Consider the following 23,786-nt stretch of genomic DNA (forward strand, 5'->3'; position numbering starts at 1 on the left):
ACAGATCTTTTGAATCAGCGAAGAGGACGCGATGCAAATCACCATCATTGGCGCCCGGGGACAACTGGGACAGGATCTGAGGTTAAGTCTCGCTGCAGACGGTCATCAACTCACTTGTCTGACACATCAAGATATTTCGATTGAAAACGCCGCCAGCATCGAAGCGGCCCTTGATCAAAGTTCCCCCAATCTGATCATCAACACCGCCGCCTATAACAAAGTCGATCAGGCTGAATCGGAACCCGATATCGCATTCGCCATCAATGCACTGGGACCGCGTCTCCTGGCTCAGTATTGTCAGAAGCACAAGATCTGCTTGCTTCATTTTAGTAGCGATTATGTGTTTGGTCTGGAAGGTCTCCGTAAACCGGCCTACAAAGAAAACGACCCGCCCGGACCGATCAGCGCGTATGGACAGAGCAAACTTGCGGGAGAATATTTCATCCGGGCGATCTGCTCGCAACATTATGTCGTTCGCACATGCGGCCTGTATGGGAAAGCCGGCAAAACCGGAAATGGGAACTTTGTGGAAACCATGCTGCGTCTGGGCAAGGAACGCGATGAACTTTCTCTGATCAACGATCAACATTGCACGCCTACTTCCACACATGACTTGTCGGCTGCCATCACACGACTGATCACCACAGACCAGTTTGGCCTGTATCACGCGACGAGCCAGGGAAAGACGACCTGGTATGAATTCGCACAAACCATCTTCGATCTAGCGGGGATCGAGGTGCAGACAAACCCGATCACAACAGAACAATATCAGGCAGCCGCCGAACGTCCTCGTTTCAGCGTGCTCGACTGTTCAAAACTGGAAGAAGTCACCGGTTTTTCTTTCCCTCACTGGAAACAGTCACTTTCAACGTATCTGGAATCACCCGATTTAGATATCAATAAGTAATTTTATAGTAATCACTTATGCTGAGTGGCTGATCGAGAATTTGCGCCGTTCCGCGATTGCGGGATCTATCGATTTTCACTGCAAAATCAGTTTTTTGCCCCGCACTGGCTGGCTTTCACACTTCAGACGGAGGAAACCATTGCAGCACCGATTTTGGTTTGATACACTCCCTCTTCGCAGTTGTGTCGATTTACCGAAGTCTTGTTAGATTCAAGGCTTCAATCGTTGACATTCTGCACAAAAAACAGCATAAAGAGTGCTTATCGCTCCCGTTACATCAACGGTCGATAAAGCCAGGAGAGATGGCAGAGAGGCCGAATGCGCCGGTTTGCTAAACCGGTGAGCCGTGTAAACGGTTCCACGGGTTCGAATCCCGTTCTCTCCGTATTCAAATCTATGGTCGTTGTAAGCACTTAAAAACGAGTGGTTTGCAACGACCATTTTTTTTATCCTTGTCACCTTCGATTGCCACATCACTTCAGTACCCCTGCTCAATGCTGCTCGTATCCGAGATACTAGATAGCGTTTATTTAATGGTTTTGAATGTAATTTTCTGGACCGCAACTTAATCCAGTTCGAATTTAACCGCGGCTAACGCCGTGCGGCTGATCTTGTTTCTAGCCACATTGCCAGCCGGAATGACCTATTAGCCGAAGGGCGTTAGCCCCGGTTCATCTTTAATCCTAAGGAGAATTCGAATCAAGAAACGCTACCTATGACACATTGAATAAAATGACCTCATCTCCTTTAGTGTTCCCCTCCTTGAATTTATGCACACTTATTGCGAACTTTTAGTTGAAATAAACACTTCTTATCAAGGGTGATAATAAACCCAAAAGATAGATCAAGCCTGAAGCTAAAAACACATAGACTACGTACTGCTTTTCCAGTTGTTTCAATAAAGGCAGAGATAAAATGGTTGCCACCAAAAAGTAGATCCCAAAAACGAATACATAACCCGAACCTTCCCCTCCCTTCATAACACCGAGAGAAAAGTACAATAGTGGAAAAAATGAATAGCAGAGAAATGCAGAATATTCATTAATGAAACGTTTCGGATATCGTTCAAAAATAAAATACAAAATCCATCCAGGCAATAAAAACATTGCGGGAACAAATCCCATAATATAGGCATCATCTCTACGAAATGAGATGTTAAAAATCAGAATCAGAGTTAAGGTATTCACAAATAACGTGAACCCCAAAATGGCGACCGTTTTTTTCGCTGTCTGAGAAATAAAATCCATCGTTCACTTCACAACGTTAAGAGCAACGGGGGGCGAGACAAACCGTGCAGGCTCATTTTACGCCCTGCCAACCACGGCTTTCACTGCGCACCTTCTCAGTTAGATTCCGCCAGCGCGGCTCCGCTTCGAGTGCGATAGAGAAACGCGTCTGAGGTCAGCAGTGAGACGAGCAACGCATTCATACTGCCGCCGTTGTCTTTGTAGGCGCGGTAGGCTGCCTGCAGCACGGGGGCATCGTTCAACGTTTCGTTGCGGCCCATCCAGAAACGAAATGCATGGCGGACAAACACCTGCTCGGCCCGCTCGCTTTCGGCAAGCGTTTCGATTAACTCGATGGCGTTGGCGATTTCACCATCAAGCTTAGGATCGCCTGAATCGATGATCGCACCCGTCGTGTCGACTGGTTTTTCGAGTTCCGTCTCTCGATACAAGCCGGCATGGTTAAACATTTCGAACGGCAAGCCCAGCGGATCCATTTTCTTGTGGCAGGTCCAGCAATATTCTTGCCGGGTCACCCGCATCCGCTCGCGCAGCGTATTTTTGGGTTCATCCGGCAACATGGCATCCACGGTAATCGGTACATCGGGAATGCCACCGCCCAGTAATCGTTCGCGAATCCAGCGGCCGCGACGAATCGCATGATTATCCATGGCATCGGAATGTGAGACGAGCCAACTGGGCTGAGTTAGAATCCCCAGACGTTGATCGGCGGGGACAGTGGCCAGAATCCGCTCCGGTTTCATAGATCCTCTGCCGAAACTGCGGCGACTGACGCGGGCGAATATCTCCGGTCCTGTGAGTTTCGTCGGTGTGACTTTATGGTTGACCTGCGCGGCTTTTCTCTTGTCGGCCTTGGTGGGTTTCTTTCCGGTTTTCGCAGCCTCTTTTGCGGCACGCTCCTGAGCGGCCTTGCGGGAAGCGAGCTCTTCTTGCCGGGTACGTCGCTTGCCAAAATAGATCTCATCTGCTTTGGTCGCCACAACCTTGTCAGTCGTCAGCAACTGCTTGAATACATCCCGATCTTCTTTCAAAATCAATTCAATCAGCCGATCCGTACTCGCCGTCGAATCGAACATTGCCCGATAATGGGCCTGCCCTCGATTGCTCACCCCTGTATTTGCCAGAGCCCGGGCATCCTTACAAATGTAACCGCCCAGGTCATAATCAAAATAATCGCGAAAGAAACGCAGAATGCGTGGCTTCCTGATACTGTCGTCTGCCAGCATTCGTTCGACTTCCCGTTTTACATCCGCGCGGGTCCGCATGCGTCCTTCGACAATCGCGGTTCTCAGTTCTTCGTCCGGCCTGATGTAGCGCAGCGCGTGATTGACGGCCAGTCCCAGTTCCCAGTCCTGCAGCATCACGCGTCCATATTGATCTGGTTGACCGGCCTCTGCCAGTTCCGGCCTGAACAGCGCGTCGCGATCGAGGAACAGAGACGACAAACCCAGGACAACGCCGTCTTCCTTGCCAAGTTTCTCGATCGACTCTTTCACGATCGTCAGATACTGATCCGACTCTTTCTTGCTCGGCGGGCGGAAGGTCAACATCTCAAACAGATAATTGATGGCGGCCTGCAGACTCGCATCGGTCACGCCCTCCTGCTGCATGAGATTATAGACCGGCGTTAAAGGTCGCACGACCTTCGTACTATAAACGATACTGGTGGGCAAACCGCGAATATCGCCTTTCATCTTGTCTGCGATGGACCGGGGATCATCGGTGATCTGATACGGCTTGGCGATACTCAACGGACCGTAAGCCATGTACCGCAGAATGTCCCCGGACATACTCAGGACCTGTGTGGCTTCCGCACTGTTGACGGTGTAAAAATCGGAATAGTTTTCCAACCCGTGTGTGCGAGCCGAAGACAGAATGGCGGGGACGCTCTTGACGGCGGTCGCGTACGCTACGGTTCCTCCCTGCCATTTGATGATGCGATCCGTACCAAAATAGAGTTTGAGTTCGCCACCATGGTTCGTGGGAACGACATCGCCGTGCGTTCGCAGGCCCGGCTTTTTCGGATCAAACTCCGGCTCTTTGTTAATCAATTCATTCAGGCGCGTGATATGTTCCTGCGGCGTTAATCGCCAGAGGCGCGCCGGTGATGCTGTCGGGATGAGTTTGATGTTCTCAGGCAAGGAACCGAACAGCAGCCCGTGGTCGACATAGTTGGCTTTATTCGGATCAAGGTGATCGTGAAATCCGCCCTTGTCTTTCATCACGCGTGTCAGTTCGCCGACAATCCAGTCCGAAAACTGCAACCGTTCGATCACTTTGGGTTGAGTCATATCCCGGGGCGGCATCTCTTTCAGAGTGACCTGTGCCCAAACACTGCGCCAGGTGGCAGCATTGACTTCGTCCACTGGACCGAGGTCGTGCAGCGAAAGATTCCCTTCCGGTTCGGTCTTACCATGACAGTCGACGCAGTGTGTCGCCAGAAATGATTTGGCAAAGGTCTTAAAGTCTTTCGATACCTTTTGCCCGGGCGTGTACGTCTCGCCTTTTGCGACAGTGACAAAACTCAACAGCAGTGCGAGAACTGATACGAAACGAAACCCGGTCATACCAGCAGTTCCTGCAGGGGGCCTGAACCGGAATCAAACTTCCGGGCCAGCTTCTCATTCATGTTGAAGTGCTCACAGGGAACGCCGGCGGCTTCCAGCAGCGTTGCATAGAGTGAGTTGATCGGGCGTTTGCCATCCAGCTGGGTGAAGCAACCTGTCTTGAAGGCGCCGTCGAAATTGCCCAGCAGCATCACCGGCCAGTTGGCACCGCTGGTGTGCTGTTTGTCGGCATTGTTGCTGGTATACACAATCAGCGTGTGGTCCATCATGGTGCCACTCCCTTCCGGGACGCTTTCCAGGGCTTCGATGATCCGCACCAGCATCCGGCTGTTGTATTGACGGATCTTAATCCAGATCGGATTCCCCGGCTGTTCCATGTGGCCCAGGTTGTGGCCCTGTTGCTCAATCCCCAGTCCTTTCCAGGCACCGAAAATTTCGCCCCGTCCCGAACCAATGGTCAGCGTATTGGTGATACCCGATGTGAGTGAAGAGATTCCCAGGTCCAGCAGCACATCGTGCCAGTCGGTTTCATGCTCAGGACTGGTATAGCGGCCGTCGACTTTCGGCGCGAATTTGCGCAGGTGATCGGCAACCGAGTCGAGGCGGTCACGCAGGCCGTTGACTTCTTTGAAACCCTCAACAAATTGACCGTAACGCTGCTGGTCTGCTGTGGGCAGTGATGTCCCCTTTGAGGCGGCTAGCTTTTCAATCTGATTGAACACATTGGAGCGTGCTTCGTGATGACGTCGAATGTTGCCTGTGGAGATGCCACCATAGAGCATCTGATACAGATGGTTCGGATTGGAATGCATAAAGATCGGCTGACCGGCGCCACTCGCTGACAGCGTCGCGATGGTCGGTTTCGTCGTCATGTTCTCCATGGAGTCCATGCCGATGCAGAGATGAGGCAGCAGCGTTTGAGGCAGGATCTTGCTCAGCTCATAATCGATGGTCGCTGCGCTGGGAGGAACTCCGTCGCTCCCGCGATAGCCGCCGAGCGCGCCGAAAAAGGCACTATGCGACGGACTGGTGTGAATGCCATGCAGACCGTTGATGATATGCATTCGTTCCTTATAAGGTTCCAAGGGACTGATTGGCTCGGGGAGTTTGACTTTCGCCAGCGAACCGCTACGTTTCATCCCTTCAGGAATACAGGTTGCCGGATCGAAACCCTGATTCTGCATGAAGAAGACAATCCGCTTCGGCGTTTCCTTGAGCTTCGGCATCGCCAGCAGACGTTCGGGAAGCAGCGAGAAGCCGAGTGCAGAACCTGCACCAGCGGCCATTGTTTGCAGCATTTTTCTACGGTTCAGCATGATCGATCTTTCAGAAAACAGTCCGGTGGTTTCTTGGTGATCTCAGCGTGTCTCGGGAGCCGTTCAAAACATCCCTGGAGCAGCGAAACGCGACATCACGGGTAAGATGGTCGTGGTAGGATACCTGGAACAGGTATCGGGTGTTTGAGCGAGGCAAGATAACTTCATTTACAAACGCTTGAGGTAGTACTCCTATTTTACCCTGATTCAGCCTGACCGCAACCGAAATATCAAGAAACCTGCCCTCCGTTCCACGAAACAGACGTCCCCCTGGACTACCCTATGCGGTTCAGGAAAATCCGTTTCACAATCATGCTGCCCCAGTAGTTAGGGGTGGTACCCACGTCTCCGCCCGCTTCACGACCAGCAGCCTTGAACCAACGCTCAAATCGATTTAGAGCAAAAAATGTGAGCTGTCCGGAGCAAGCCGCCGGTAAAAAACGATCGGCCGATTGAATCCAGTCAAAACCAGCAAACCAGTTTCCCACAGAGCAACAAAGCCAGAGAGATAAGCAGACCGCATCAGGCGTGAAGAAGATTCACTAAGTAGGTTTCCCAGCGCGAAAATGGTTCCGGACACCTTTTCCGCGTTCCACCGGGTTAGTTTCTAACGATGTCAGTTTTGTGCTTGTGATTTAGAAGATTCGTGAAGCATCAGTTTTTGACTTATTTATACATGTGCATGACCTTCTTCTTGTTTTTTGTTCAGGCTGATGGAAAATGGATTTAACTGACAGACAATGGTGCTGTGTTTGACATCACTTACAAAGTAAATAGAAACAACAGTGGTTTACCGGCCATAATAAAAGTTCTCATTTTCAACAATTTTCCAGAGGTACTAAATGATGGATGAACAGAGTTCATTCCAGCAGATAATTGATGATCTGGGAATGGGTGATGAAGAGGCAGCACGGCAAATCGTTCAAAGATTCACCCGAAGGTTACTGGCGTTAGCCCAAACTCGACTTGATGCCCGGTTACAACAAAAAGTTGCCCCGGAAGATGTGCTGCAATCGGTGTATCGAAGTTTCTTTCGACGTCATCAAAATGAAGAATTCAACCTCGATAGTTGGGATGGACTTTGGGCATTACTGGCAACGATCACGGTCCGGAAATGTTGTCAACAGGTGCGTCATTACCACAGAGAGAGGCGTGATCTGAATCGAGAGACGCCCTCCCAAACGCCAGAAGAAAATAAATTAAACGAATGGCAAATGATCTCGAATGAACCGACTCCGGAACAAGCGGCTTTATTAACAGAGCTTTTAGAAGAAATCATGTCTTCTCTAGACCCACAGGGACAGACGATCTTTATGATGCGTCTGCAAGGTTTTAGTGAACGGGAGATCTGCGAAGAAATTGCCCGTTCAGAACGGACTGTTCGTCGCACGCTCAATCGAATTCGTTCTCAGTTGTCGAATGCGATGGAGTGATTTCAATGCGATAGCCATATAGACTCCCAGAGAAAGAATGGTTGGTGAGATATAAAAAGAATTATATGAGATTTTTTTATAAGCTTTAACCTTTCGTGTTTTCCTAAAGGTGCTGGTCCAAATGAAGCGACAGAAAATAGATCTCTAACCTACGATCCAAACGAAATCAGGATAAACCGAATCGAGAAACGAAATTCACTCAGCTACCTGGTGGTTTAATCGGATATTTGGAGTCATAGTTATTTTCTTCAATGTAATTGTTCTCAAGCATCATTTTTACGGTTTCCAGATGTTTTTCCAGACGTTTTTCATGCAAACTAATTTCTTGGCGAGATTCCAGAAAGACCTTGGGAAGACAGTCCCGGGCAGCACGTAAAAGCTCTTGCTTAACTCGATTTTTGGAGCTGGCATTTTTTTCAAGATAGCTAATCATCGGCTGAAATTCAGTCTTGGAGTTATTTGCTAAAGTTTCCCATTGTAAAGGTCCTGCTCCATTCTTACGGTGTGACTGCACTATGTTCAATTTTGTTTGCAAAGCATTGTAAATTTCATAGTCAGAAGTTCCCGAATACCAGAGCGCCTTTAGCCCCCAAAAAAACATAATTAAACCAGCTGTGTAAAAAATGCGTCTCAACAAAGGGTTCTCTTTTAAGCCGTCGATTGAAAACAAAACTGTTGTTGTTTTTCGCCTACTTTCTTCGTGCTCATCAGGCACACTGTATTTTCGTCGTTTTAATTTTTCAGGACACACAGGAAGTTTCACCACGGGATTGATTTCGTAGCCTTCAGTATCATCATCTAAATCGGAGCTGAGATCATCAAATTCAAAAAGTTTAATATCATCAGCATATTCAGGAAGATCACATGGAGAGACGGACGGTGGTGAAATGGCAAGATCCTTTAAAGAGAATTCACTATCAGAATGATTCGTATTCGGATTTTTTGTTTCCTGTAACAATAATTCTTCATTCGAATTATTGGCGACTTCAGTAAATTGAAATCGAAATCTTCCAATTTGGATTTTATCTCCCACTGATAGTTTTTTAAAACTTACACGTTGTCTATTTACGTAGACGCCATTTCTACTGCCCAAGTCGCTAATACATAATTTATTTCGAGACCAAAAGACCGCACAATGTATTCTGGATACAGAACTATGATTGAGAATCAGGTGGCATTTCTTTTTATTTCGACCGATTAAGCTAGGACTGTATTGAAAAAAAAGCGTAGCTCCGGAAGTAATAGATCGCAGAGCAAATGGACCCTTATCAATAAAATCCATCTCTCCATTTCCAGCTTTTCGTTCGCTGTAGTTTGGTTGACCAGTCATCTGAATCTCTCTTGGAAGAAGTAGGATTAAGCTCAAAAGTCTCCTATTGTTTGACCATCTTTGATATTGGCCAGCTTCTGGAAAACTCCCATACCAGAGCCGGAAGTCGCTCCAGGATTTGATTCCACATTCTCACTAAGAAAACGTACATGACCATCTGCAAAAAGGAAGTGAGCACCACCATCATGCTCACTACTGAATTTTGCGGAATGAATGGAATTAATATTAACTCCTGCAGTACCCAGAATGTCCATCAGCCAGTTATCTGGTGTTCCCGCCCAGTATGCATCACCAAATTTTGGGATTCCTGGTGAATAGAAACCGGCCCATCGACGTTCACCTGCCAAAAGAGAAACCGAAGTGCCATCCGTGATATCTCGAATTCGAACAGCGCTATTTCTGCTAAATACTCCACCACCTGGACCTGCATCGCTCGCATTATCTGCCACCACTTTGTCTCCAAAACAGGCAACGTAACTTGTAGTTGCCTGATTTTGAATTGTGACAGGATCAAGTGATCCTAAATTGTCTTGCCTAGCTGGTCCTGCATCGGAGGGGCAACGAAATATAGGAATAATTTGTGTTGCTACCAATGTCTCGTTATTCTCGATGGCCGTCGTAGAAGGATTGCGATCCGGTTCCAGGAAAAGAGGCGCCGTGAAACGTATCTGGCTGTATAAATTTCCCTGATCCAGTTGTGGAAGGATCAAAGCGGCCCAACTAAAACCATTCTCTGGCGGTCTCGTTGGGATGTTGCCCGAGGCTTCAACCCAACCTGGTGGGAATGTCCGGTGCGAATCAAGATAACTATGAAAAGCAATACCCATTTGCCTGAGATTGTTCCGACATTGAGTACGTCGTGCAGCTTCTCGAGCCTGTTGGACAGCGGGAAGCAATAAGGCAATCAAGATTGCAATGATTGCGATGACGACCAACAACTCAATCAGCGTAAAGCCTTTTTTCGTGATTTTGATTTTAAATTTCTCTTCGAAATCTTGTTGGTAGATTAACTGATCAGAATCAAAGCTCATCGTAGTTACCTTTCGTAGAAATAGTCGCTTCTCAATGAAATCATGCGAAAACACAGGACTTCTTTGTTTTTGTTCCCTAATTCGTTTTCGGCCTAGCCAGATTGAGCTTCCAGCTGCTATATCAACTTCAGCACAGAGAGTTTTCCATAGTCTCTGACAAGTCAAAATCTTCAGCGCATAAAAAAAAGGAACGCCGAAACCAGGTACGTTTCCGAAACCCCGACCAAAGGGCACATACAAACGAAACCTGACCCGACGTTCCCAATACGTAGGGAACGCGATCCAAGTTGTCTGCTTCGATGTTTTTCCAAAATCCTAGAATTTTGGTTGGTCGTATTTCGGAAAGCAGTAACTTTACGCACTTGCGTCATTTCCAGATTGTTAGCACTAGGCTACGCTCTGTGAAATGCAAAATCAAGAGGCGTTATAGACCTGAGGGTCAGATTTCTAAACCTTCTAATTCGTTGAATGATTTAGATGTAAATAGTCTGTTAGAAAAGAGTTGACTTCTCCTAAGTAAAAAATTAGGTGTATCTAAAGGTCTTCAGGATCAGCTAAAATGAGCGAACCTTCTCTTCTTATTAAGGAAATGGTTTTCAAATAATTAATAGGTCAAGAAATATGAATTTTTTTTGATCTATTTTTTCTTTCCTTGTAGGATTGCAGTCATACAAACAAAAGCGACTACACGATCTGTCAGAAAGCGTGAATTGTTTCACTATGGTCAAACCCATCAATTATTCTCAAGATTTTTGGAATCAGTTAGAAAAAGTCGTATCAGAATATGAGGATGCTTTACGAAATGGGAATGCACTGGAAGTAGAAACGATCTGGAGGAGTTCCCACAACAAAGAGCTAGTTTTACTCTTTGAACTGGTGCATACAGAGTTGGAATGGAGACTGAAAGCAGGAGAAGCTGTCCGCGTTGAAGAGTACCTGGAACGTTTCCCGGAACTGTCAGAGGATATCGATGCACTTCATGAGTTAATTTCTACTGAATATATCTTACGGTTGCGAACGAACTCAAAAGTTGAAGTCTCTGAGTATACAAACCGATTTCCACATTTCGGTGAATCGTTGATCTCTAGATTGCATGATGCAGCTAAACAAGATCAACCAAATTACTTTCCCCATAGTGCTCATGAAGAATCTGTGAGCCATTCACAAAATTTGACACGATCACAGAGGGAAGCAAAAACAACAGATTCGTCTTCTGATCAGACAAAACAAAACTTGTCCCATCAAAAATATGGTCGGTATATCGTCAAAGAACTACTTGGCAAAGGATCATTCGGACAAGTTTTTCTCGCTTACGATCCAAAAACGAAACGAAATGTCGCTCTGAAAGTTCCGCAGCAGTCTTTACAGCCAGGATCTGAAGAATATGAGCGTTTTCTACGAGAAGCGCGTGCAGTCGCTGCACTCCAGCATCAAAATATCTGCCCGCTGTTTGATCTTTTAGAAACCAATGATCGAATCGTGTTAGTAATGCCTTACATCGAAGGAAAATCGTTGGTAGAGATAATCGAACAACGCAATCTTTCATTGGAAAAATCGATTCAACTGGTGAGAACTCTTGCTTTAGCTATGGCGTATGCGCATGAAGCAGGCGTGATTCATCGTGATCTGAAGCCAGCCAATATTCTGATCGATGAAAAACGATCTCAACCAGTGATCACTGATTTTGGCCTGGCACTTCTGGAAAATAGTGATGAAACAAAACTAACACATCAAGGGCAACTTCTTGGGACTCCTGCCTACCTCTCTCCGGAACAAGCCAGTGGTGACCTTAAAAGAATCGGCCCTGCCAGTGATATTTACTCACTGGGAATGATTCTTTACGAACTTTGCACGGGAGAGTTACCCTTTGCTGGCTCCGTCAGTTCAGTAATCGGACAAATTCTTTCCAAAGAACCGGCTGCACCTTCGTTGATGAACTCTAACATTCCCACTGCTCTTGAACATATTATTCTTAAAGCGATTGCCAAAATTCCAACAGACCGATTTTCCTCAATGAAAGAATTCGCAGCTATTTTGGAACAGTTGAATCAAATCGATAATAAAAGTATTTCCTTAGATGTCACTGTAAAACATAAAATATTCGACCCATACAGAAAATGGTGGATTGTCACCTTTATTACAATTTTGTTTTTAACTGCTGTGATAGGAATGTTCTTCAATGCTCATGCTCCCCCACCAGAATCAAAGCCTAAAGTTTTACAAAACGTCTCTACAGAATCCATACCTGTTTTCTCCAAACAAATTGATCTATTGAGAGAAATCGTAGTTCCCGGTGATGTCATCATTGGGCATTGGGCGCTGAATCCGGATGGCTTGATGGTGATCCCTCAGCAGTATTCACGATTATCGATCCCTGTTCATATTGATGGCGATTATCAACTTGAATTGGAATTAACTCGTAAATGGGGAGGAATGGAAATCAATCTCATTTTTCCCGTTGGAAACAAAGCTTGTATGTTATCACTGGGACGCGAAGATTGGTGTGGACTACAATTAGTCAATGGACATGAGTTCGGCCAAGTTTTACAAGATCATTTCCCGAATGGTCAACGCCACAAGCTGACACTTACCGTCTCGACCAGGGAACAACAGGCATCCATTAAAGCAAAACTAAACGATTTGTCGATTCTGGATTGGAGTGGTTCAGTTGATGCGCTCGCTTTACGCAGAGATTGGCAGATTCCCAAAAAAGATTTTGGCTTGGGGGCACATTATGAGCAAGTCATCTTTCACAAGATGATGCTCAACGTGGAACGAGATACAAAGATTTCACGTGCACACTGGGTAAAATCCAAAACCGAAGAATACCAAGAATGGAAAGATTTACTCGACAAAATCGAATTACCACAGCTCGAATTCAATGGAACATGGAAGCTTGTCAAAAGTATCCCACAAACAGGGAATGGTACTAATCGACGACGAGAATTAGAAAGCAGTAGAGAAGATTATTCACGGTTGATCTTGCCTGTAGTTCCAACCGGTGATTATCAATTATTGGTCCAATTGACGAGGCTCTCAGGTATGGGAGAGATTAATCTACTTCTCCCAGTTGGCAATGCTTTCTGCATGGTTTCGCTAGGTAACGAAGGGAACCAGTTTCGTATTCAAAACATCAATGGAGAATATTGGGGAGTCAAGCGAGAAGGAATTATAGTCAATGGAAAACAGCACATTGTAGAAGTCGAAGTCACTTTGGGAAAGGATGACTCAGCAACAATCTTTCTCAAGATCGATCACCAGGAGATATTCCGTTGGCAAGGAAAACAATCAGAGCTTTCGATTCGAGATGACTGGAGGATTCACCCGGTCGCCCTGGGACTCGGAGTACATTCTGATCTTGTTCGATTTCAACAAGTGTTATTCCGAAATAAAACAGGAACGGTCTTTCAGCTCGAGCGGGAGTAGTTTTAGAGTAGGGACTGCCCCCTATTTCTATTCTGCAGACACATTAGAGATACTCATTACTGCAACAACAAAACCATCACTGGATTTTAAGCTTGAAGACTATTTCTAAGTGCAAAATAAAGATGTAGGGTAAAATTAAAGCCCCTCCCCTTAGCGATCCTCTGCTTCAACCGCGCGTAATGTCTGTCGGCGTTTGAGAAAGATCGTGAGCGCGACGGCAAACAGGATCATTGACACAAACGAGATTCCCAAGCCGTACATCGTGGCCTGTAGCGCAAACGAAATCTCTTCCGCAACCGCCTCTGAATCTGCTGCACCCTGCTCTCCTATTTCCCTGAAAGCCCGCAGCATTCCAGCAATCGTAGGCAACATGCCCAGCAGGGGCGCGATGACGACGGCGATTCCAGCCCCCCAGGCCACCCGCCCCCAGAATCGCTTCGATCTGGTGAGTTCCGGAATCTGATTCGGCACGGATGGGGGAGTCATCATTTTCTGCACTCCATCGTCATTCTTGAGAGGGACCAGGAACGTTCATCACGGGACCGCCGACGCTTTCACTGACACCATTTTCTGCTCAATCAGTTTTTTTTCATTCAATGCGTGATATCTGATTCGCTTCCACGCCTTTCAGTTGTACGAGAAAAGGAAACGTCCCAGCTTTACCAGACTTAAACCCGAGGTTCCAGCATGTCAGCAGCAAACGAAATCCAGGATGGAATTGACGACGAAATCACCACAGGCATGAAATGGATTTTGACCATCATCACAGCAGGGATTGGTATGATCCTTGGAGCCGTCGTGGGGGTTTATGGACTTTATTTTCTTTGCACACTCATGGGAGACGGTTTCGTGCAAGCTGGCTGGGTGTTTCTGTATTTCACCGTTCCCGCCGGTGTGCTGGCCGGGGGAATCCTTGGCGGCTCGCTGCCGCTTTTATTTCATGCGAAGTGGAAGTAAACTTTGCCGCCACTCGCCTTCATTGAATCAGAGCCTGGTAGAAAATATTCCTGACTTTTTTTGATCGCCGAAACATCCAGACCATTTCTGCCAGGTAGCGTTTCTTAATTCGAACGGTCCATACCAAAGACGCATAACCGGGGCTAACGCCCTGCGGCTAATTGGTCTTTTCTGCTGTCAATGTTCCTGAAACACGGGTAACAGGACAACATCGGACACGATTACTTTTTACCTGGGTCATTTTATCGTCCTCAGAATCACTTTCAGAACGATAAAATAAACGCTACCCGGAATCAGACCTGCGGCTCCTGTTTCCCTCAGGCAGAATTGCTATTTCTTTCTCGTTGGCAGACCTTACACTATTTAGTAGTCAGTTCATTACCGCTCGTATGGTTTTCAATGATTCATAACATCGTAGCGTGTTATGGATGTCAGGAAGAGATGATGCATTTTACTTATCAACATTTCGTGCTGTTCGTTGTTCTGTCCTGGGGGCACACCTGCCTGGCCGACAACTATCCTCAGTTCCGGGGCGCGAATTCCAATGCCGTCTCTTCGACGCCGCTGCCCGTCAACTGGTCGGATGCGGAAGGAGAACAAACCAATATTCGCTGGAAAAAACCGCTCGAGGGTGAAGGCTGGTCTCAGCCGATTGTCTGGGATGGTCGCGTTTATATGACGACCGCTGTACCTTCCAATCCAGCAAAGAAAAACAGCACGCGGCCCGAATCTAACAGAGGGGGCTACGGCCGCGATCGCAAGGATCTGGTCAACGTGCAGTATCAATACCAGGTCGTCTGTCTGGACGCCGCCACTGGTAAGCAGATCTGGAAGAAGACGGTGAAAGAAGGCAAGCCGCCGCTGCCGCGGCATAGCACCAACACCTATGCCACGGAAACGCCGGTCACAGACGGGAAACGAATCTACGCGTACTTCGGCATGAACGGCGTTTATTGTCTCGATCTGAAAGGGAACGTGTTGTGGCAGAAAGATCTGGGTGTGTATAAAATGCGGGCCGGCTGGGGCACGTCCAGCTCTCCCGTGCTCTTCGAAGATCGGCTGTTCATTCAGGTTGACAACCAGGAGCAATCGTTCCTCGTCGCCCTGGATACGAAAACCGGAAAGGAGATCTGGAAGGTCAGCCGCGATGAAAAGTCGCAATACAGCAGCCCGATGATCTGGAAGAATTCGTTGCGGAATGAACTAATCGTGGGTGGCACCGTCTATCGTGCCTATGATCCTGCGACCGGCAAGTTACTCTGGACGCTGGATATGAATAAAGGGCGTTCGTCGGCGACTCCCGTTGCGGTTGGCGATCGGCTGATTATCGGAAACGAACTGCGCAACCGGGGGGGCGATGATGACGGTGGTGGGCGCCTTTACTCGGTCAAACCGGGTGGCACGGGTGATATTACTCCGCCGGGCGACGGCAGGCAGGGGGAGTTCGTGGAGTGGCGGATGGACGGCTCCGGCATTCAAATGGCGTCGCCGACCTGGTTTGACGGGAACCTGTATTTCTTCGAACGTCGCCGGGGCATCATTCGTTGTGTCGATATCGAAACGGGGCGTCTGGAATACCAGAGCCGCGTCCCGGGCGCCCGCGCGTTCTGGGCCTCCCCCTGGACCGACGGCAAACATCTCTTCGCATTGGACTCCAACGGCAACACCCACGTCCTCGCGGCCGGCGACGAACTGAAAGTAGTAGCCGTCAATAAACTCGAACAGCAAGCCTGGGGCACCCCCGCCATCGCCGACGGCAGCATCTTCATCCGCACCGTCAACAATCTGTATTGTATTGCAGCGGGTCGGTAAATGAGTTGGTCGGTTGGAGCAGTCGTGCGAAAAGTGATCGATTATTGAGCCTGCTGTGTGACTTGGCAGGCTGGATTCGAGTTTGCCCCTTTTTTGTCCAACGGCAAGAGATCTGGATCATCTTACATTATGTCTGAATTGGAAAGCTTTAATGAACTGGATCCCTGGCAGATCTTATTGAATCAATCAGGATTCCGCAGCAAGGGTCAGATTTATGAGATCGCGCAGAAGTGGGACTGTGATGCTGATGACATCATTTATATTGTCCGCAAACAAAGTTTAAGTTACTTTTCGGCGAGTACATTTGAAGAGATCCGAGAATCGGAAGAGTATCGGGAGCTCCAGGTGACTCGCGCTGCTCTCGCGGATATTTACGATGCAGTTCGTGACTTGATCTGGCCCAAATCTCGAACGCCCCACTCCGGGAAAGACGGCTCCTGGTTTAATTTACGAGTCGGTATACAGCCCCGTTCGAAAAAGATCCAATGGTGGTCTGATATTGAGCCCGATTTACAGCCATTTTACATAGTTAGAGATAAAATCATCAGCACGATAAACCAGTTGATCGATGGGGAGAAAGCCCCTAATGGCGGAATCGGGTTCTGACCCCTTTTGATCGCCCGACATTTTTTCTGGCCCCTTTATAGTCTAGATTCTATTTATAGTTTTAAATAATGATTCAAGTTAATACCAATAAACACTGGAAAGTACGAATTGAATCACTCTCTCAAACCAAAACCATCAATTCCGTTAGTTGTTTGCTCTATATTGGTACTTATCGCATCCTTAATTCTAGTCGCTTTATGTATTGCGATGTTTTTTGCCACCTGGAATCCATGCTCCGTGTTCGGCGGCGCTATTCTACTCCCGCTTCCATTAGTCTTGGCAATCCTGCAATATTATGGCACATTTCATGCAAAAGAATCAGCTGCATTAACTACGGCTAAATTACTTTTCGCTTTAGGCGGATTCGCGTTTTGCGCTTTTATAATGACGCTTGGCAATCTTATATTTAATCAGATAAGTTTACCTTGGGTCTCACTTCTCATTCCTGTACTTACTTTTGGAGTAGTTGCTTTATTTTTAGGATGGCTCAATTTAGGTTGGTCAAGGCAACTGAAAAGTAGCTCTCCCTCAAAATCACATACTATCAATAGTAATCGTTTGATGTTTCGTGATCTTATTACTGGAATGATTGCTCTCACTGGTGTGACGATACTCGTCGTTTATTTCGTACAATCGACGGCTCCTCAGTATGCTGAAAATATCCCATATAACAAAGCTCCATTTAAACTCCTCCCGGCAGGTGCCAGCAACGTATCATTCTGTCAGGGGCCCCGCGGAACTATTGCCTGCGAATTCACAATCGATGAGATTGCATTTATAAATTGGGTTGATTCTGGAATTGGATCTCTTGAATCCCAAGCGGCAAATATTTCGCTTCAGTCGATCACGACACCCTACACAATTCGTCGTTTTAACAATCTTAGTTCAGATTTGAATGGATCGGATTTTGCCACGATATCGGAAGGTTTGTACTATCGTTGGTCTAAAGAGGATCGAGGGGTTTATGCTGCGTATGACCGGACCAAAAATCGTGCGTATTACTTTGCTCATTACCACTAGGAGTCAAAAGGGGGCAGGTGACCCCCTTTTTAATCTTCAATTTCTGGTTTTTTGAAGATTCGTCCCCAGAGATAGTTGCCAACAAACGCCCCCCCGATCAATCCCAAAGTAATGAGCTGAAATTGTGGTCGCTTGCCGTTTTTCAGGTCAACGGTTGAAAAAATAATGGCTGCAGCAATACCGCCGCAAACAATCGCACCGATCACACCGCCAAGATTTAAATTGATATTTTCCATACCGAACGCCCTTTATTCTGACCCTTTTAAACCATTCAGATCATTAAATCATATTACTGGCATTATCCGTGTAGGGGGGGAGGCCAATCCTGTATTCCAAGTTCCCTCATTCTGTCATCATATTTTTTAGTTGATGGTAAATCAGATGAGAGAACTGCTTCAATAAACTCAATCGGTGGTTGATAATGATGATCGCATACATAATGCATAATCAGATTAGGAGCAGCATACACAATTCCATGTTTGCCAAATACTCGTATTTCAGATCTACCAAGTTTTCTTTTCTGCAAATTATGTTCAAACACAAGTGGACCAATTGCAGGATTGCTACAAAGTTCGCACTCGTGGAATCCTCTAGTTTGAGGGACAGGTGTTAAACAAAATAACCATAAACGATCGATAAATTTTTCTTCTACCTCCCCAATTGTATAATCAAATCCTCTGCCTAACCAACCAATGTTTAACGTTTTCTTATATGTCCACTGGCTCGAATAATTATAAACAGAAAGATCCTCGAAATATGTCATTGTCAATTACTCACAAAGGGGGGCAGTCTATAATTAAGAGTCGCTGACCTCTTTTCCTCCTGTTACTTTCAATCCTCCAATAAATTCTGCCCCGATTCTGGTGAGCGGGATTGCTTTGCCTGTTGTTCAATCTCGTTCGCTTCACTGGTCAAATCGCCTTCCGCTTCGTTGGCCGAGGCTGCTTCTTCTCTCGACGGCGTCAGTTGCTCTTGTGGTATCACAACAGGCTCTGGGATCTGGTCGTGTTCTGAGATCATCTGCACCGGCACGCCTTCGGGAAAGACGATCTCGCGTGCCTCATCAGGCATCGAGATTCCTGCCTGATCGAACGCGAGTTTGGTGAGACGAATGACTGCCGAACGGACTTTGAACGTGCTGAATTCGGCCGTGTTGACCCAGAAATAAACCCTTAAATTGACAGTAGAAGCGCCGAGCGATTCTACCAGTACCATTGATTCCGGATCGGCGACAACAGCGGGGTGATCCTCGAGAACCTTCAAGGCGATCGCCTGTGCTTTCGAAATGGTGTCGGCGTAACCGATCCCTATCTGGAAATCGAAGCGGGTATTCGGATTGGCCGAAAAGTTGGTGATGACTTCTTTGTAGATGGTGGCATTGGGAATCTGAACGTGGTTTCCCTCAAGCGTCATCAGCAGGGCTGAGCGGGTATTAACGCTTTGCAGATACCCCTTGTAGCCAGCGACCTCGATCAGATCACCCATCACAAACGGTCTCTGGATACTGATCAAGATACTGGCGAGAAAGTTTTCGGCGATATCGCGAAAGGCGAATCCGATCACCAGAGCCACCAGTCCTGTCCCTCCCAGAACCGTCATCGCCAGCCGCGTTAAACCCGAAAACTTCAGGACGAGATAGAGTCCAAGCAGAAAGACCGGGATGGCGACCGCCCGCGAAACGACGTTTCCCAGCAAGAGGCTTTTCATCCGTCTTTGAAACAGACCGGCCGTAAGTCTTGTTGTCCACCCAGTGGCCCACCAGGTCACTATCAGGAACAAGATTCCGACCACAATCAGCGGACTGTTTTGAACCATCTTCGAGCCGAGAGCCGTGAGTTCTCCAAACGCATCCGAGAGATCCCACATCGATTTTTGACGGACTTCGATGCGATTGACGACGGCCACGACATCCTGGGTTTTGGATGCCAATTTTGCCGCCCACTCCTTGTGCGGTTCTGTATCCACCTGACCAGAGAGGAATACGACACCTTCGTCGACGTGCGCTTCAGGCTGTTTGAACCACCCGGTCGCTTCCAGAATCCGAACCAGTCGGGTTTCAATTTCGGCGTCGGCCGCAACGGGATTCACGTCAACCTTCTCCGGGGTTTCCGGGGCTTTCGTGTCGGTGGATTCCGGTGGCGCTTCTGGCGGGGGCTGATCCTGAGCAGCGGCCACTGACATTGAAAGTTGACAGACGACAACGACAACACAGAGAAAGTACCAAGACCTCCATCCCAACGAGCCGCTCATAATGGAGTGTTTCTTGAGCTCCCCAAGGAAACGATGCGTGGTTGGAGTCGATTCAGTTCTGCGCATACGATTTCCTCTGGCAAATCGGGATGAAATTGATGAAGTAAGCCCGCTTGTGATTCCCGCACGTGACCTGTTTCACTTTTGGTGTTCCTGTTTCTCAAAATGGGCGATCGTATTTGTGATCCAGGAATCATAGCCTCCCCGTTTGGCATGATCCATCATGTCTTCCAGAATTTCATCATAGCTGATTTCTCCCTTAGCCGCGCTTTGCAATTTTGCGGGCACATTATGAAATAAATCAGCCAGATGAAAGACGACACTATTTTTGTGAATTCGACCTTCATCTCGCATTTCGATCAAGGCGAAATAGAATAATTTGTGAATGAGTTCTGTGTTGTTCATTGGAAAGGATCTCTGGAGTCCTGGCTTTCATCATCAAATCGTTCAAATGCGATTCTTGTTCCAACAGCGAATGCTTGTGATGCTCTCAGTTCTTTTAGTGATTGAAGCGGTTCGAGGGTGCCATCAATCACACCATCGACTTCTACCAGCACAATACCCAGCTCTGCATTTTCGAGACCCACGTCGACCTGTTCAAAGAGGTTTTTGGTTCCATTGAGTTCGCTTGTTGCCTGCTGCAGCGCGCGGTTGAGAAGCTGAATCTCGCCCAGGCGGGGGTCTGCCCCAGACACAGCGGGCCCACAGATTGTCGGGGCATGATCGTCCACATGAATCGTTCCAATCGGGTAGAAGTATCCCTGTTTTTAATTCCAGACAGAAAACATTTGACAATTTCACTAACAGATCAGTAAACTTTGAATTAATCTAATGTATATTAATAAACAAATGTTTTATCATATCTGCTCTTACATAATAACCAGTCCCATTTTGCACTGAATTCTAAGTGTGAAACGTTGTTTTCCATTCTGGCTATCAAAATAAATTTCTCGATGAATCATTGTGTACGAATGTCTCATCCGTCTTGACGGTTTTAGTTTCGATTGAGTTTTTCTTCATTTCATCAAAGGATCGGGATCATGATGCAGCAGCATACACGGAAACGTGGTTTTACATTAATTGAGTTACTCGTCGTCATTGCCATTATTGCGATCCTGATTGCGCTCTTGCTGCCAGCGGTTCAGCAGGCACGAGAAGCGGCCCGGAAAAGTGCCTGTAAGAATAACATGAAACAGCTTGGGTTAGCCTTTCATAATTATCATGAAACGTTCAAACAATTTCCACTGCAACAGACCTGTTGCGGGCCGGCCGACTCTGGAACCCCTGCTCCGCAGACGTGGCGAATTCGACACAGCTGGACGGTACGGATTCTGCCTTATGTCGACCAGGCTCCTCTTTACAATCAGATCAACTTCAGCACGGACGGCATGCATGGCACCAATCTTGCGCTGAAGAAAGAACGACTGAAGGTGGTTGAATGCCCGTCCGATCCGTTGATTCAGGATACCGATACCGGGGCCGATGATATCAGTGGCGAACAGAGAGGGCAGACCGACTACGCGATCTCAGCCGGCGGTCATCCCAACAATACTTCGACTACTCCGGGAACGTCTGGCGCGGCCTACGGGCAATTCAGCAGTATACCCAGGGTAAGAGATGTGCGTGGCATGTTCAGTCGCAGTGGTTACTCTGCCAGAATCAGTCAGGTGACCGACGGGACAACGAATACGATCATGATTGGTGAAGTCGTCGGCCCGCTCTGTCTCTGGCAGGATTGGGGTTATCAGAGCTGGGGCACGATGGCACACCCGATCAATTACCGAAACGAAGAATTGATTGCCGGGACGGTGAGTCGGGGTGATCACAGTGTCTGCATCGGGTTTCGCAGCCGACATGAAGGGGGCGCCTTCTTCACCATGGCCGACGGCAGTGTGCATTTTCTAAGCGAAAACATTGACGGCAATCTTTACCGGAATCTGGGAGACAAGGCCGATGGGAATCCGGTCGATGGATTTGGTGGTTAAGCAATCCGTCGCTGCAAACTGTCTACAACGAGATCGAGTTTGAAATTGAGAGGAGCAATATGACAGGTTTTTTGAACCAAATGCAGCGTTTCGTATTACTGGTATCGAGCATTCTGGTTTGCGGATGCGGGGGAGGCGTTGACGACGCACCCGAAGTGGCGCAAGTGCAGGGATCGGTAATGTGGAATGGAAAACCCCTTGAAGCAGGGACGATTGCCTTTCATCCCGCTTCGGGCCGCTCTGCTTCGGGGGTGATTAAAGGGGGCGAGATTGTCGAAGTTACAACGACGACCAAAGGGGACGGCGCCCCCGTGGGTGAGAATCAAGTCACGATCTTTGCCACAAAGCCAGATCCCAAAGATCCCTCCGGGATGGGAAGCATCTCGCTGATTCCCGTGCGATACAATGATGTCAAAAAGTCCGGACTGAAAGCCACGATTAAACCGAATGAGGAAAATAAGGTTAACTTTGATCTGGTGAAGTAAGAGATGTAAGAAGAATAAAGGGGGCATGCTTATAAAAAATCCAGCCCCTTTCATCTTCCCTCTAAACCATCCACCTGAATGGAATGCGAGTTTTTTAGATCTTGTCCTGAAATTGCAAAACTACTAAACTTCAGTATCTCATTCAGATGAATGATCTCCTATCAAAACAGCACGTTTAAGCAGCCACCATTTTCTGACAGTGGTCAATCTTAAAAGTTTCAAGGAGGGATGGCAGGCATCAACAAATTGACTTCGCAAACTCGATCGGTCCCCATTAAGTTGCCGATTGTTTTCATTTTCGGTTTCATCGTCCTCCTGCTCTCTCCGCTTTCGAAAAGTTGGGGTCAGCCGTGGAAGAACGGTCTTCGTCCGAATCAGATCATTCCTGAAAAAAAAGAGACTTCTAAGACAACTTCGCCGGTTTCTACAGGAAGCGCTGCACTCACCCTGCCACGGAAAGTCAAATATGTGATGTATTCTCGGACCAAGGTTCCCAGTGGAAACTCTGCACCCACGAAGTCGATTGATGATCTTCCGCCAGAGAAAAGAAAGCGGTTCGATCAGGCTTACAAAAATTGGCAATCCGCCCTGAAAATTGAACGTGAATTGCAGCTTAAAATTCTGGAAGAGAATCAACTTCTTGGAACAGCTGTCAAGAAACTCAACGGTGAATTGTCAACAAGAGAATCTCAACTTAAACAAGAGCTCAGCAAGTTGCCCTCCGGATGGAACACAATTCTCCAGCCAAAGAATTCCCCAGAGAGACAGCGCTGGGTGATTGCCTTTCATCGAGCCAATCTAGGCAAGGTGTACCAGGAATTAGCAGAAGATAAGCAGTTTCGACCGTTGCTTGCCTGGTGGGCCCAATTCGTATTCACTGATGAGAGGCTGAAATCATTTGTTTTTAAGGAAGACCTCAAAGGTTCGATTCTGGAGAATCAAAAAAACGATTCGACTCTCACTAACGAAGAATATTTAAATACTCTCCTGACGATGTATGAACGGCATAGCAATCGCTATCAAGAAGAGTTGCATTCTGCACAAACAGACTTACAGGTCCCTGCCGAGTTACCGAAGTTGCTGACGGATTTAAGCCGAATCAATGTGCAGCATCTGATTTGTTCCACATACAAACGGCTGAGTATTCCACCACCTGAGCTGAGTGTTGCCAGACAGAACACGGAAAAGGTCACTCAAGAGCTAACACAAATCTGGCCGCAATGGCATCTCTATCACAAAGCAGAATCACAGCGTTTATTAAAAGAACTTGACGAAAAAAATAAGTGACTTGCAAGAGAAAAACGGGAGAGAGACACACGATCTGCCCACCCGACCGTTTCCCCCATCGGTTCATCTGGCTTTTCGGTATCAGTTTCGTGGTCCTGTTACTTGCCTGTATTTGGCTCTGTTTTTT

General features: G+C 47.3%; 21 protein-coding genes and 1 tRNA gene. 11 read left to right on the plus strand and 11 right to left on the minus strand.

Going from position 1 to position 23,786, the window contains the following annotated elements; all coding sequences use genetic code 11:
• Positions 1-31 precede the first annotated feature (31 nt).
• Both rfbD and Pan241w_RS24180 read left to right on the plus strand, forming a co-directional pair.
• Positions 32-907 carry a dTDP-4-dehydrorhamnose reductase gene (gene rfbD, locus Pan241w_RS24175; protein WP_145220777.1) on the plus strand — a complete coding sequence of 292 codons (876 nt, stop codon included), beginning with the start codon at positions 32-34 and terminating at the stop codon, positions 905-907.
• Positions 908-1,203: 296 nt separating this feature from the next.
• Positions 1,204-1,292: transfer RNA gene (locus Pan241w_RS24180), tRNA-Ser, on the plus strand.
• Positions 1,293-1,698: 406 nt separating this feature from the next.
• Here Pan241w_RS24180 and Pan241w_RS24185 read toward each other — a convergent pair.
• The 3 genes from Pan241w_RS24185 to Pan241w_RS24195 form a co-directional block, all read right to left on the minus strand.
• Entirely contained in the window at positions 1,699-2,154 is a 456-nt protein-coding gene (locus Pan241w_RS24185) for a hypothetical protein (RefSeq protein WP_145220779.1), read from the minus strand.
• Positions 2,155-2,249: 95 nt separating this feature from the next.
• Positions 2,250-4,721, minus strand: coding sequence for a DUF1588 domain-containing protein (locus tag Pan241w_RS24190; RefSeq protein WP_198000121.1), 2,472 nt, complete (start codon positions 4,719-4,721; stop codon positions 2,250-2,252).
• Positions 4,718-6,037, minus strand: a complete 1,320-nt coding sequence (locus Pan241w_RS24195; protein ID WP_145220781.1) for a DUF1552 domain-containing protein — start codon at positions 6,035-6,037, stop codon at positions 4,718-4,720. The genes Pan241w_RS24190 and Pan241w_RS24195 overlap by 4 nt, the downstream gene beginning before the upstream one ends.
• 842 nt (positions 6,038-6,879) lie before the next feature.
• Here Pan241w_RS24195 and Pan241w_RS24200 point away from each other — a divergent pair.
• Positions 6,880-7,470, plus strand: coding sequence for an RNA polymerase sigma factor (locus Pan241w_RS24200; RefSeq protein ID WP_145220783.1), 591 nt, complete (start codon positions 6,880-6,882; stop codon positions 7,468-7,470).
• Positions 7,471-7,669: 199 nt separating this feature from the next.
• Here the strand turns inward: Pan241w_RS24200 and Pan241w_RS24205 are convergent, their stop codons facing one another.
• Together Pan241w_RS24205 and Pan241w_RS24210 are read right to left on the minus strand one after the other, a co-directional pair.
• Entirely contained in the window at positions 7,670-8,800 is a 1,131-nt protein-coding gene (locus tag Pan241w_RS24205) for an FHA domain-containing protein (protein ID WP_145220785.1), read from the minus strand.
• A 32-nt stretch (positions 8,801-8,832) separates the two neighbouring features.
• Positions 8,833-9,831, minus strand: a complete 999-nt coding sequence (locus Pan241w_RS24210) for a DUF1559 domain-containing protein (RefSeq protein WP_145220786.1) — start codon at positions 9,829-9,831, stop codon at positions 8,833-8,835.
• A gap of 720 nt (positions 9,832-10,551) precedes the next feature.
• Here Pan241w_RS24210 and Pan241w_RS24215 point away from each other — a divergent pair.
• Entirely contained in the window at positions 10,552-13,257 is a 2,706-nt protein-coding gene (locus Pan241w_RS24215) for a serine/threonine protein kinase (protein WP_145220788.1), read from the plus strand.
• Between the two features lie 150 nt (positions 13,258-13,407).
• Here Pan241w_RS24215 and Pan241w_RS24220 read toward each other — a convergent pair whose 3' ends face one another.
• A complete protein-coding gene (locus Pan241w_RS24220; protein WP_145220790.1) occupies positions 13,408-13,746 on the minus strand; it encodes a MotA/TolQ/ExbB proton channel family protein in 339 nt (112 codons plus the stop codon).
• A gap of 198 nt (positions 13,747-13,944) precedes the next feature.
• Here Pan241w_RS24220 and Pan241w_RS24225 point away from each other — a divergent pair, with 198 nt between their 5' ends.
• The 4 genes from Pan241w_RS24225 (at position 13,945) to Pan241w_RS24240 (ending at position 17,652) form a co-directional block, all read left to right on the plus strand.
• The gene (locus tag Pan241w_RS24225; RefSeq protein WP_145220792.1) at positions 13,945-14,214 is read left to right on the plus strand and encodes a hypothetical protein; all 270 of its coding nucleotides are present in this window, start codon (positions 13,945-13,947) and stop codon (positions 14,212-14,214) included.
• A gap of 441 nt (positions 14,215-14,655) precedes the next feature.
• The gene (locus Pan241w_RS24230; RefSeq protein ID WP_232107262.1) at positions 14,656-16,026 is read left to right on the plus strand and encodes a PQQ-binding-like beta-propeller repeat protein; all 1,371 of its coding nucleotides are present in this window, start codon (positions 14,656-14,658) and stop codon (positions 16,024-16,026) included.
• Positions 16,027-16,155: 129 nt separating this feature from the next.
• A complete protein-coding gene (locus Pan241w_RS24235; RefSeq protein WP_145220793.1) occupies positions 16,156-16,632 on the plus strand; it encodes a hypothetical protein in 477 nt (158 codons plus the stop codon).
• A 108-nt stretch (positions 16,633-16,740) separates the two neighbouring features.
• Positions 16,741-17,652 (plus strand): hypothetical protein, encoded by a 912-nt coding sequence (locus Pan241w_RS24240; protein WP_145220795.1) that lies wholly within the window; start codon positions 16,741-16,743, stop codon positions 17,650-17,652.
• Positions 17,653-17,681: 29 nt separating this feature from the next.
• Here the strand turns inward: Pan241w_RS24240 and Pan241w_RS24245 are convergent, their stop codons facing one another.
• The 5 genes from Pan241w_RS24245 to Pan241w_RS24265 form a co-directional block, all read right to left on the minus strand.
• Positions 17,682-17,888 (minus strand): hypothetical protein, encoded by a 207-nt coding sequence (locus Pan241w_RS24245; RefSeq protein ID WP_145220798.1) that lies wholly within the window; start codon positions 17,886-17,888, stop codon positions 17,682-17,684.
• Positions 17,889-17,950: 62 nt separating this feature from the next.
• On the minus strand, positions 17,951-18,415 hold the full coding sequence (locus Pan241w_RS24250; protein ID WP_145220800.1) for a DUF7919 family protein: 465 nt from the start codon (positions 18,413-18,415) through the stop codon (positions 17,951-17,953).
• Positions 18,416-18,483: 68 nt separating this feature from the next.
• Positions 18,484-19,968: a mechanosensitive ion channel family protein gene (locus tag Pan241w_RS24255; RefSeq protein ID WP_145220802.1), complete on the minus strand. Its 1,485-nt coding sequence runs from the start codon at positions 19,966-19,968 to the stop codon at positions 18,484-18,486.
• 72 nt (positions 19,969-20,040) lie between these two features.
• The gene (locus tag Pan241w_RS24260; RefSeq protein ID WP_145220804.1) at positions 20,041-20,307 is read right to left on the minus strand and encodes a hypothetical protein; all 267 of its coding nucleotides are present in this window, start codon (positions 20,305-20,307) and stop codon (positions 20,041-20,043) included.
• A complete protein-coding gene (locus tag Pan241w_RS24265; protein WP_145220806.1) occupies positions 20,304-20,633 on the minus strand; it encodes a hypothetical protein in 330 nt (109 codons plus the stop codon). The genes Pan241w_RS24260 and Pan241w_RS24265 overlap by 4 nt, the downstream gene beginning before the upstream one ends.
• A gap of 309 nt (positions 20,634-20,942) precedes the next feature.
• Here Pan241w_RS24265 and Pan241w_RS24270 point away from each other — a divergent pair, with 309 nt between their 5' ends.
• The 3 genes from Pan241w_RS24270 (at position 20,943) to Pan241w_RS24280 (ending at position 23,659) form a co-directional block, all read left to right on the plus strand.
• Entirely contained in the window at positions 20,943-21,887 is a 945-nt protein-coding gene (locus Pan241w_RS24270) for a DUF1559 domain-containing protein (RefSeq protein WP_315940500.1), read from the plus strand.
• Between the two features lie 59 nt (positions 21,888-21,946).
• Positions 21,947-22,372, plus strand: a complete 426-nt coding sequence (locus Pan241w_RS24275) for a hypothetical protein (protein ID WP_145220808.1) — start codon at positions 21,947-21,949, stop codon at positions 22,370-22,372.
• Between the two features lie 228 nt (positions 22,373-22,600).
• On the plus strand, positions 22,601-23,659 hold the full coding sequence (locus Pan241w_RS24280; protein ID WP_145220810.1) for a hypothetical protein: 1,059 nt from the start codon (positions 22,601-22,603) through the stop codon (positions 23,657-23,659).
• Positions 23,660-23,786 lie beyond the last annotated feature (127 nt).

The sequence above is a fragment of the Gimesia alba genome, from assembly GCF_007744675.1.
GTDB classification, from domain to species: Bacteria; Planctomycetota; Planctomycetia; order Planctomycetales; family Planctomycetaceae; genus Gimesia; species Gimesia alba.

Coding starts and splice junctions, on each gene's coding strand:
- Pan241w_RS24280 (WP_145220810.1), top strand. CDS start 22,601: ATGGCAGGCATCAACAAATTGACTTCGCAAACTCGATCGGTCCCCATT.
- Pan241w_RS24275 (WP_145220808.1), top strand. CDS start 21,947: ATGACAGGTTTTTTGAACCAAATGCAGCGTTTCGTATTACTGGTATCG.
- Pan241w_RS24250 (WP_145220800.1), bottom strand. CDS start 18,415: ATGACATATTTCGAGGATCTTTCTGTTTATAATTATTCGAGCCAGTGG.
- Pan241w_RS24245 (WP_145220798.1), bottom strand. CDS start 17,888: ATGGAAAATATCAATTTAAATCTTGGCGGTGTGATCGGTGCGATTGTT.
- Pan241w_RS24195 (WP_145220781.1), bottom strand. CDS start 6,037: ATGCTGAACCGTAGAAAAATGCTGCAAACAATGGCCGCTGGTGCAGGT.
- Pan241w_RS24235 (WP_145220793.1), top strand. CDS start 16,156: ATGTCTGAATTGGAAAGCTTTAATGAACTGGATCCCTGGCAGATCTTA.
- Pan241w_RS24270 (WP_315940500.1), top strand. CDS start 20,943: ATGATGCAGCAGCATACACGGAAACGTGGTTTTACATTAATTGAGTTA.
- Pan241w_RS24210 (WP_145220786.1), bottom strand. CDS start 9,831: ATGAGCTTTGATTCTGATCAGTTAATCTACCAACAAGATTTCGAAGAG.
- Pan241w_RS24200 (WP_145220783.1), top strand. CDS start 6,880: ATGATGGATGAACAGAGTTCATTCCAGCAGATAATTGATGATCTGGGA.
- Pan241w_RS24185 (WP_145220779.1), bottom strand. CDS start 2,154: ATGGATTTTATTTCTCAGACAGCGAAAAAAACGGTCGCCATTTTGGGG.
- Pan241w_RS24205 (WP_145220785.1), bottom strand. CDS start 8,800: ATGACTGGTCAACCAAACTACAGCGAACGAAAAGCTGGAAATGGAGAG.
- Pan241w_RS24260 (WP_145220804.1), bottom strand. CDS start 20,307: ATGAACAACACAGAACTCATTCACAAATTATTCTATTTCGCCTTGATC.
- rfbD (WP_145220777.1), top strand. CDS start 32: ATGCAAATCACCATCATTGGCGCCCGGGGACAACTGGGACAGGATCTG.
- Pan241w_RS24190 (WP_198000121.1), bottom strand. CDS start 4,721: ATGACCGGGTTTCGTTTCGTATCAGTTCTCGCACTGCTGTTGAGTTTT.
- Pan241w_RS24230 (WP_232107262.1), top strand. CDS start 14,656: ATGATGCATTTTACTTATCAACATTTCGTGCTGTTCGTTGTTCTGTCC.
- Pan241w_RS24225 (WP_145220792.1), top strand. CDS start 13,945: ATGTCAGCAGCAAACGAAATCCAGGATGGAATTGACGACGAAATCACC.
- Pan241w_RS24220 (WP_145220790.1), bottom strand. CDS start 13,746: ATGATGACTCCCCCATCCGTGCCGAATCAGATTCCGGAACTCACCAGA.
- Pan241w_RS24215 (WP_145220788.1), top strand. CDS start 10,552: ATGGTCAAACCCATCAATTATTCTCAAGATTTTTGGAATCAGTTAGAA.
- Pan241w_RS24255 (WP_145220802.1), bottom strand. CDS start 19,968: ATGCGCAGAACTGAATCGACTCCAACCACGCATCGTTTCCTTGGGGAG.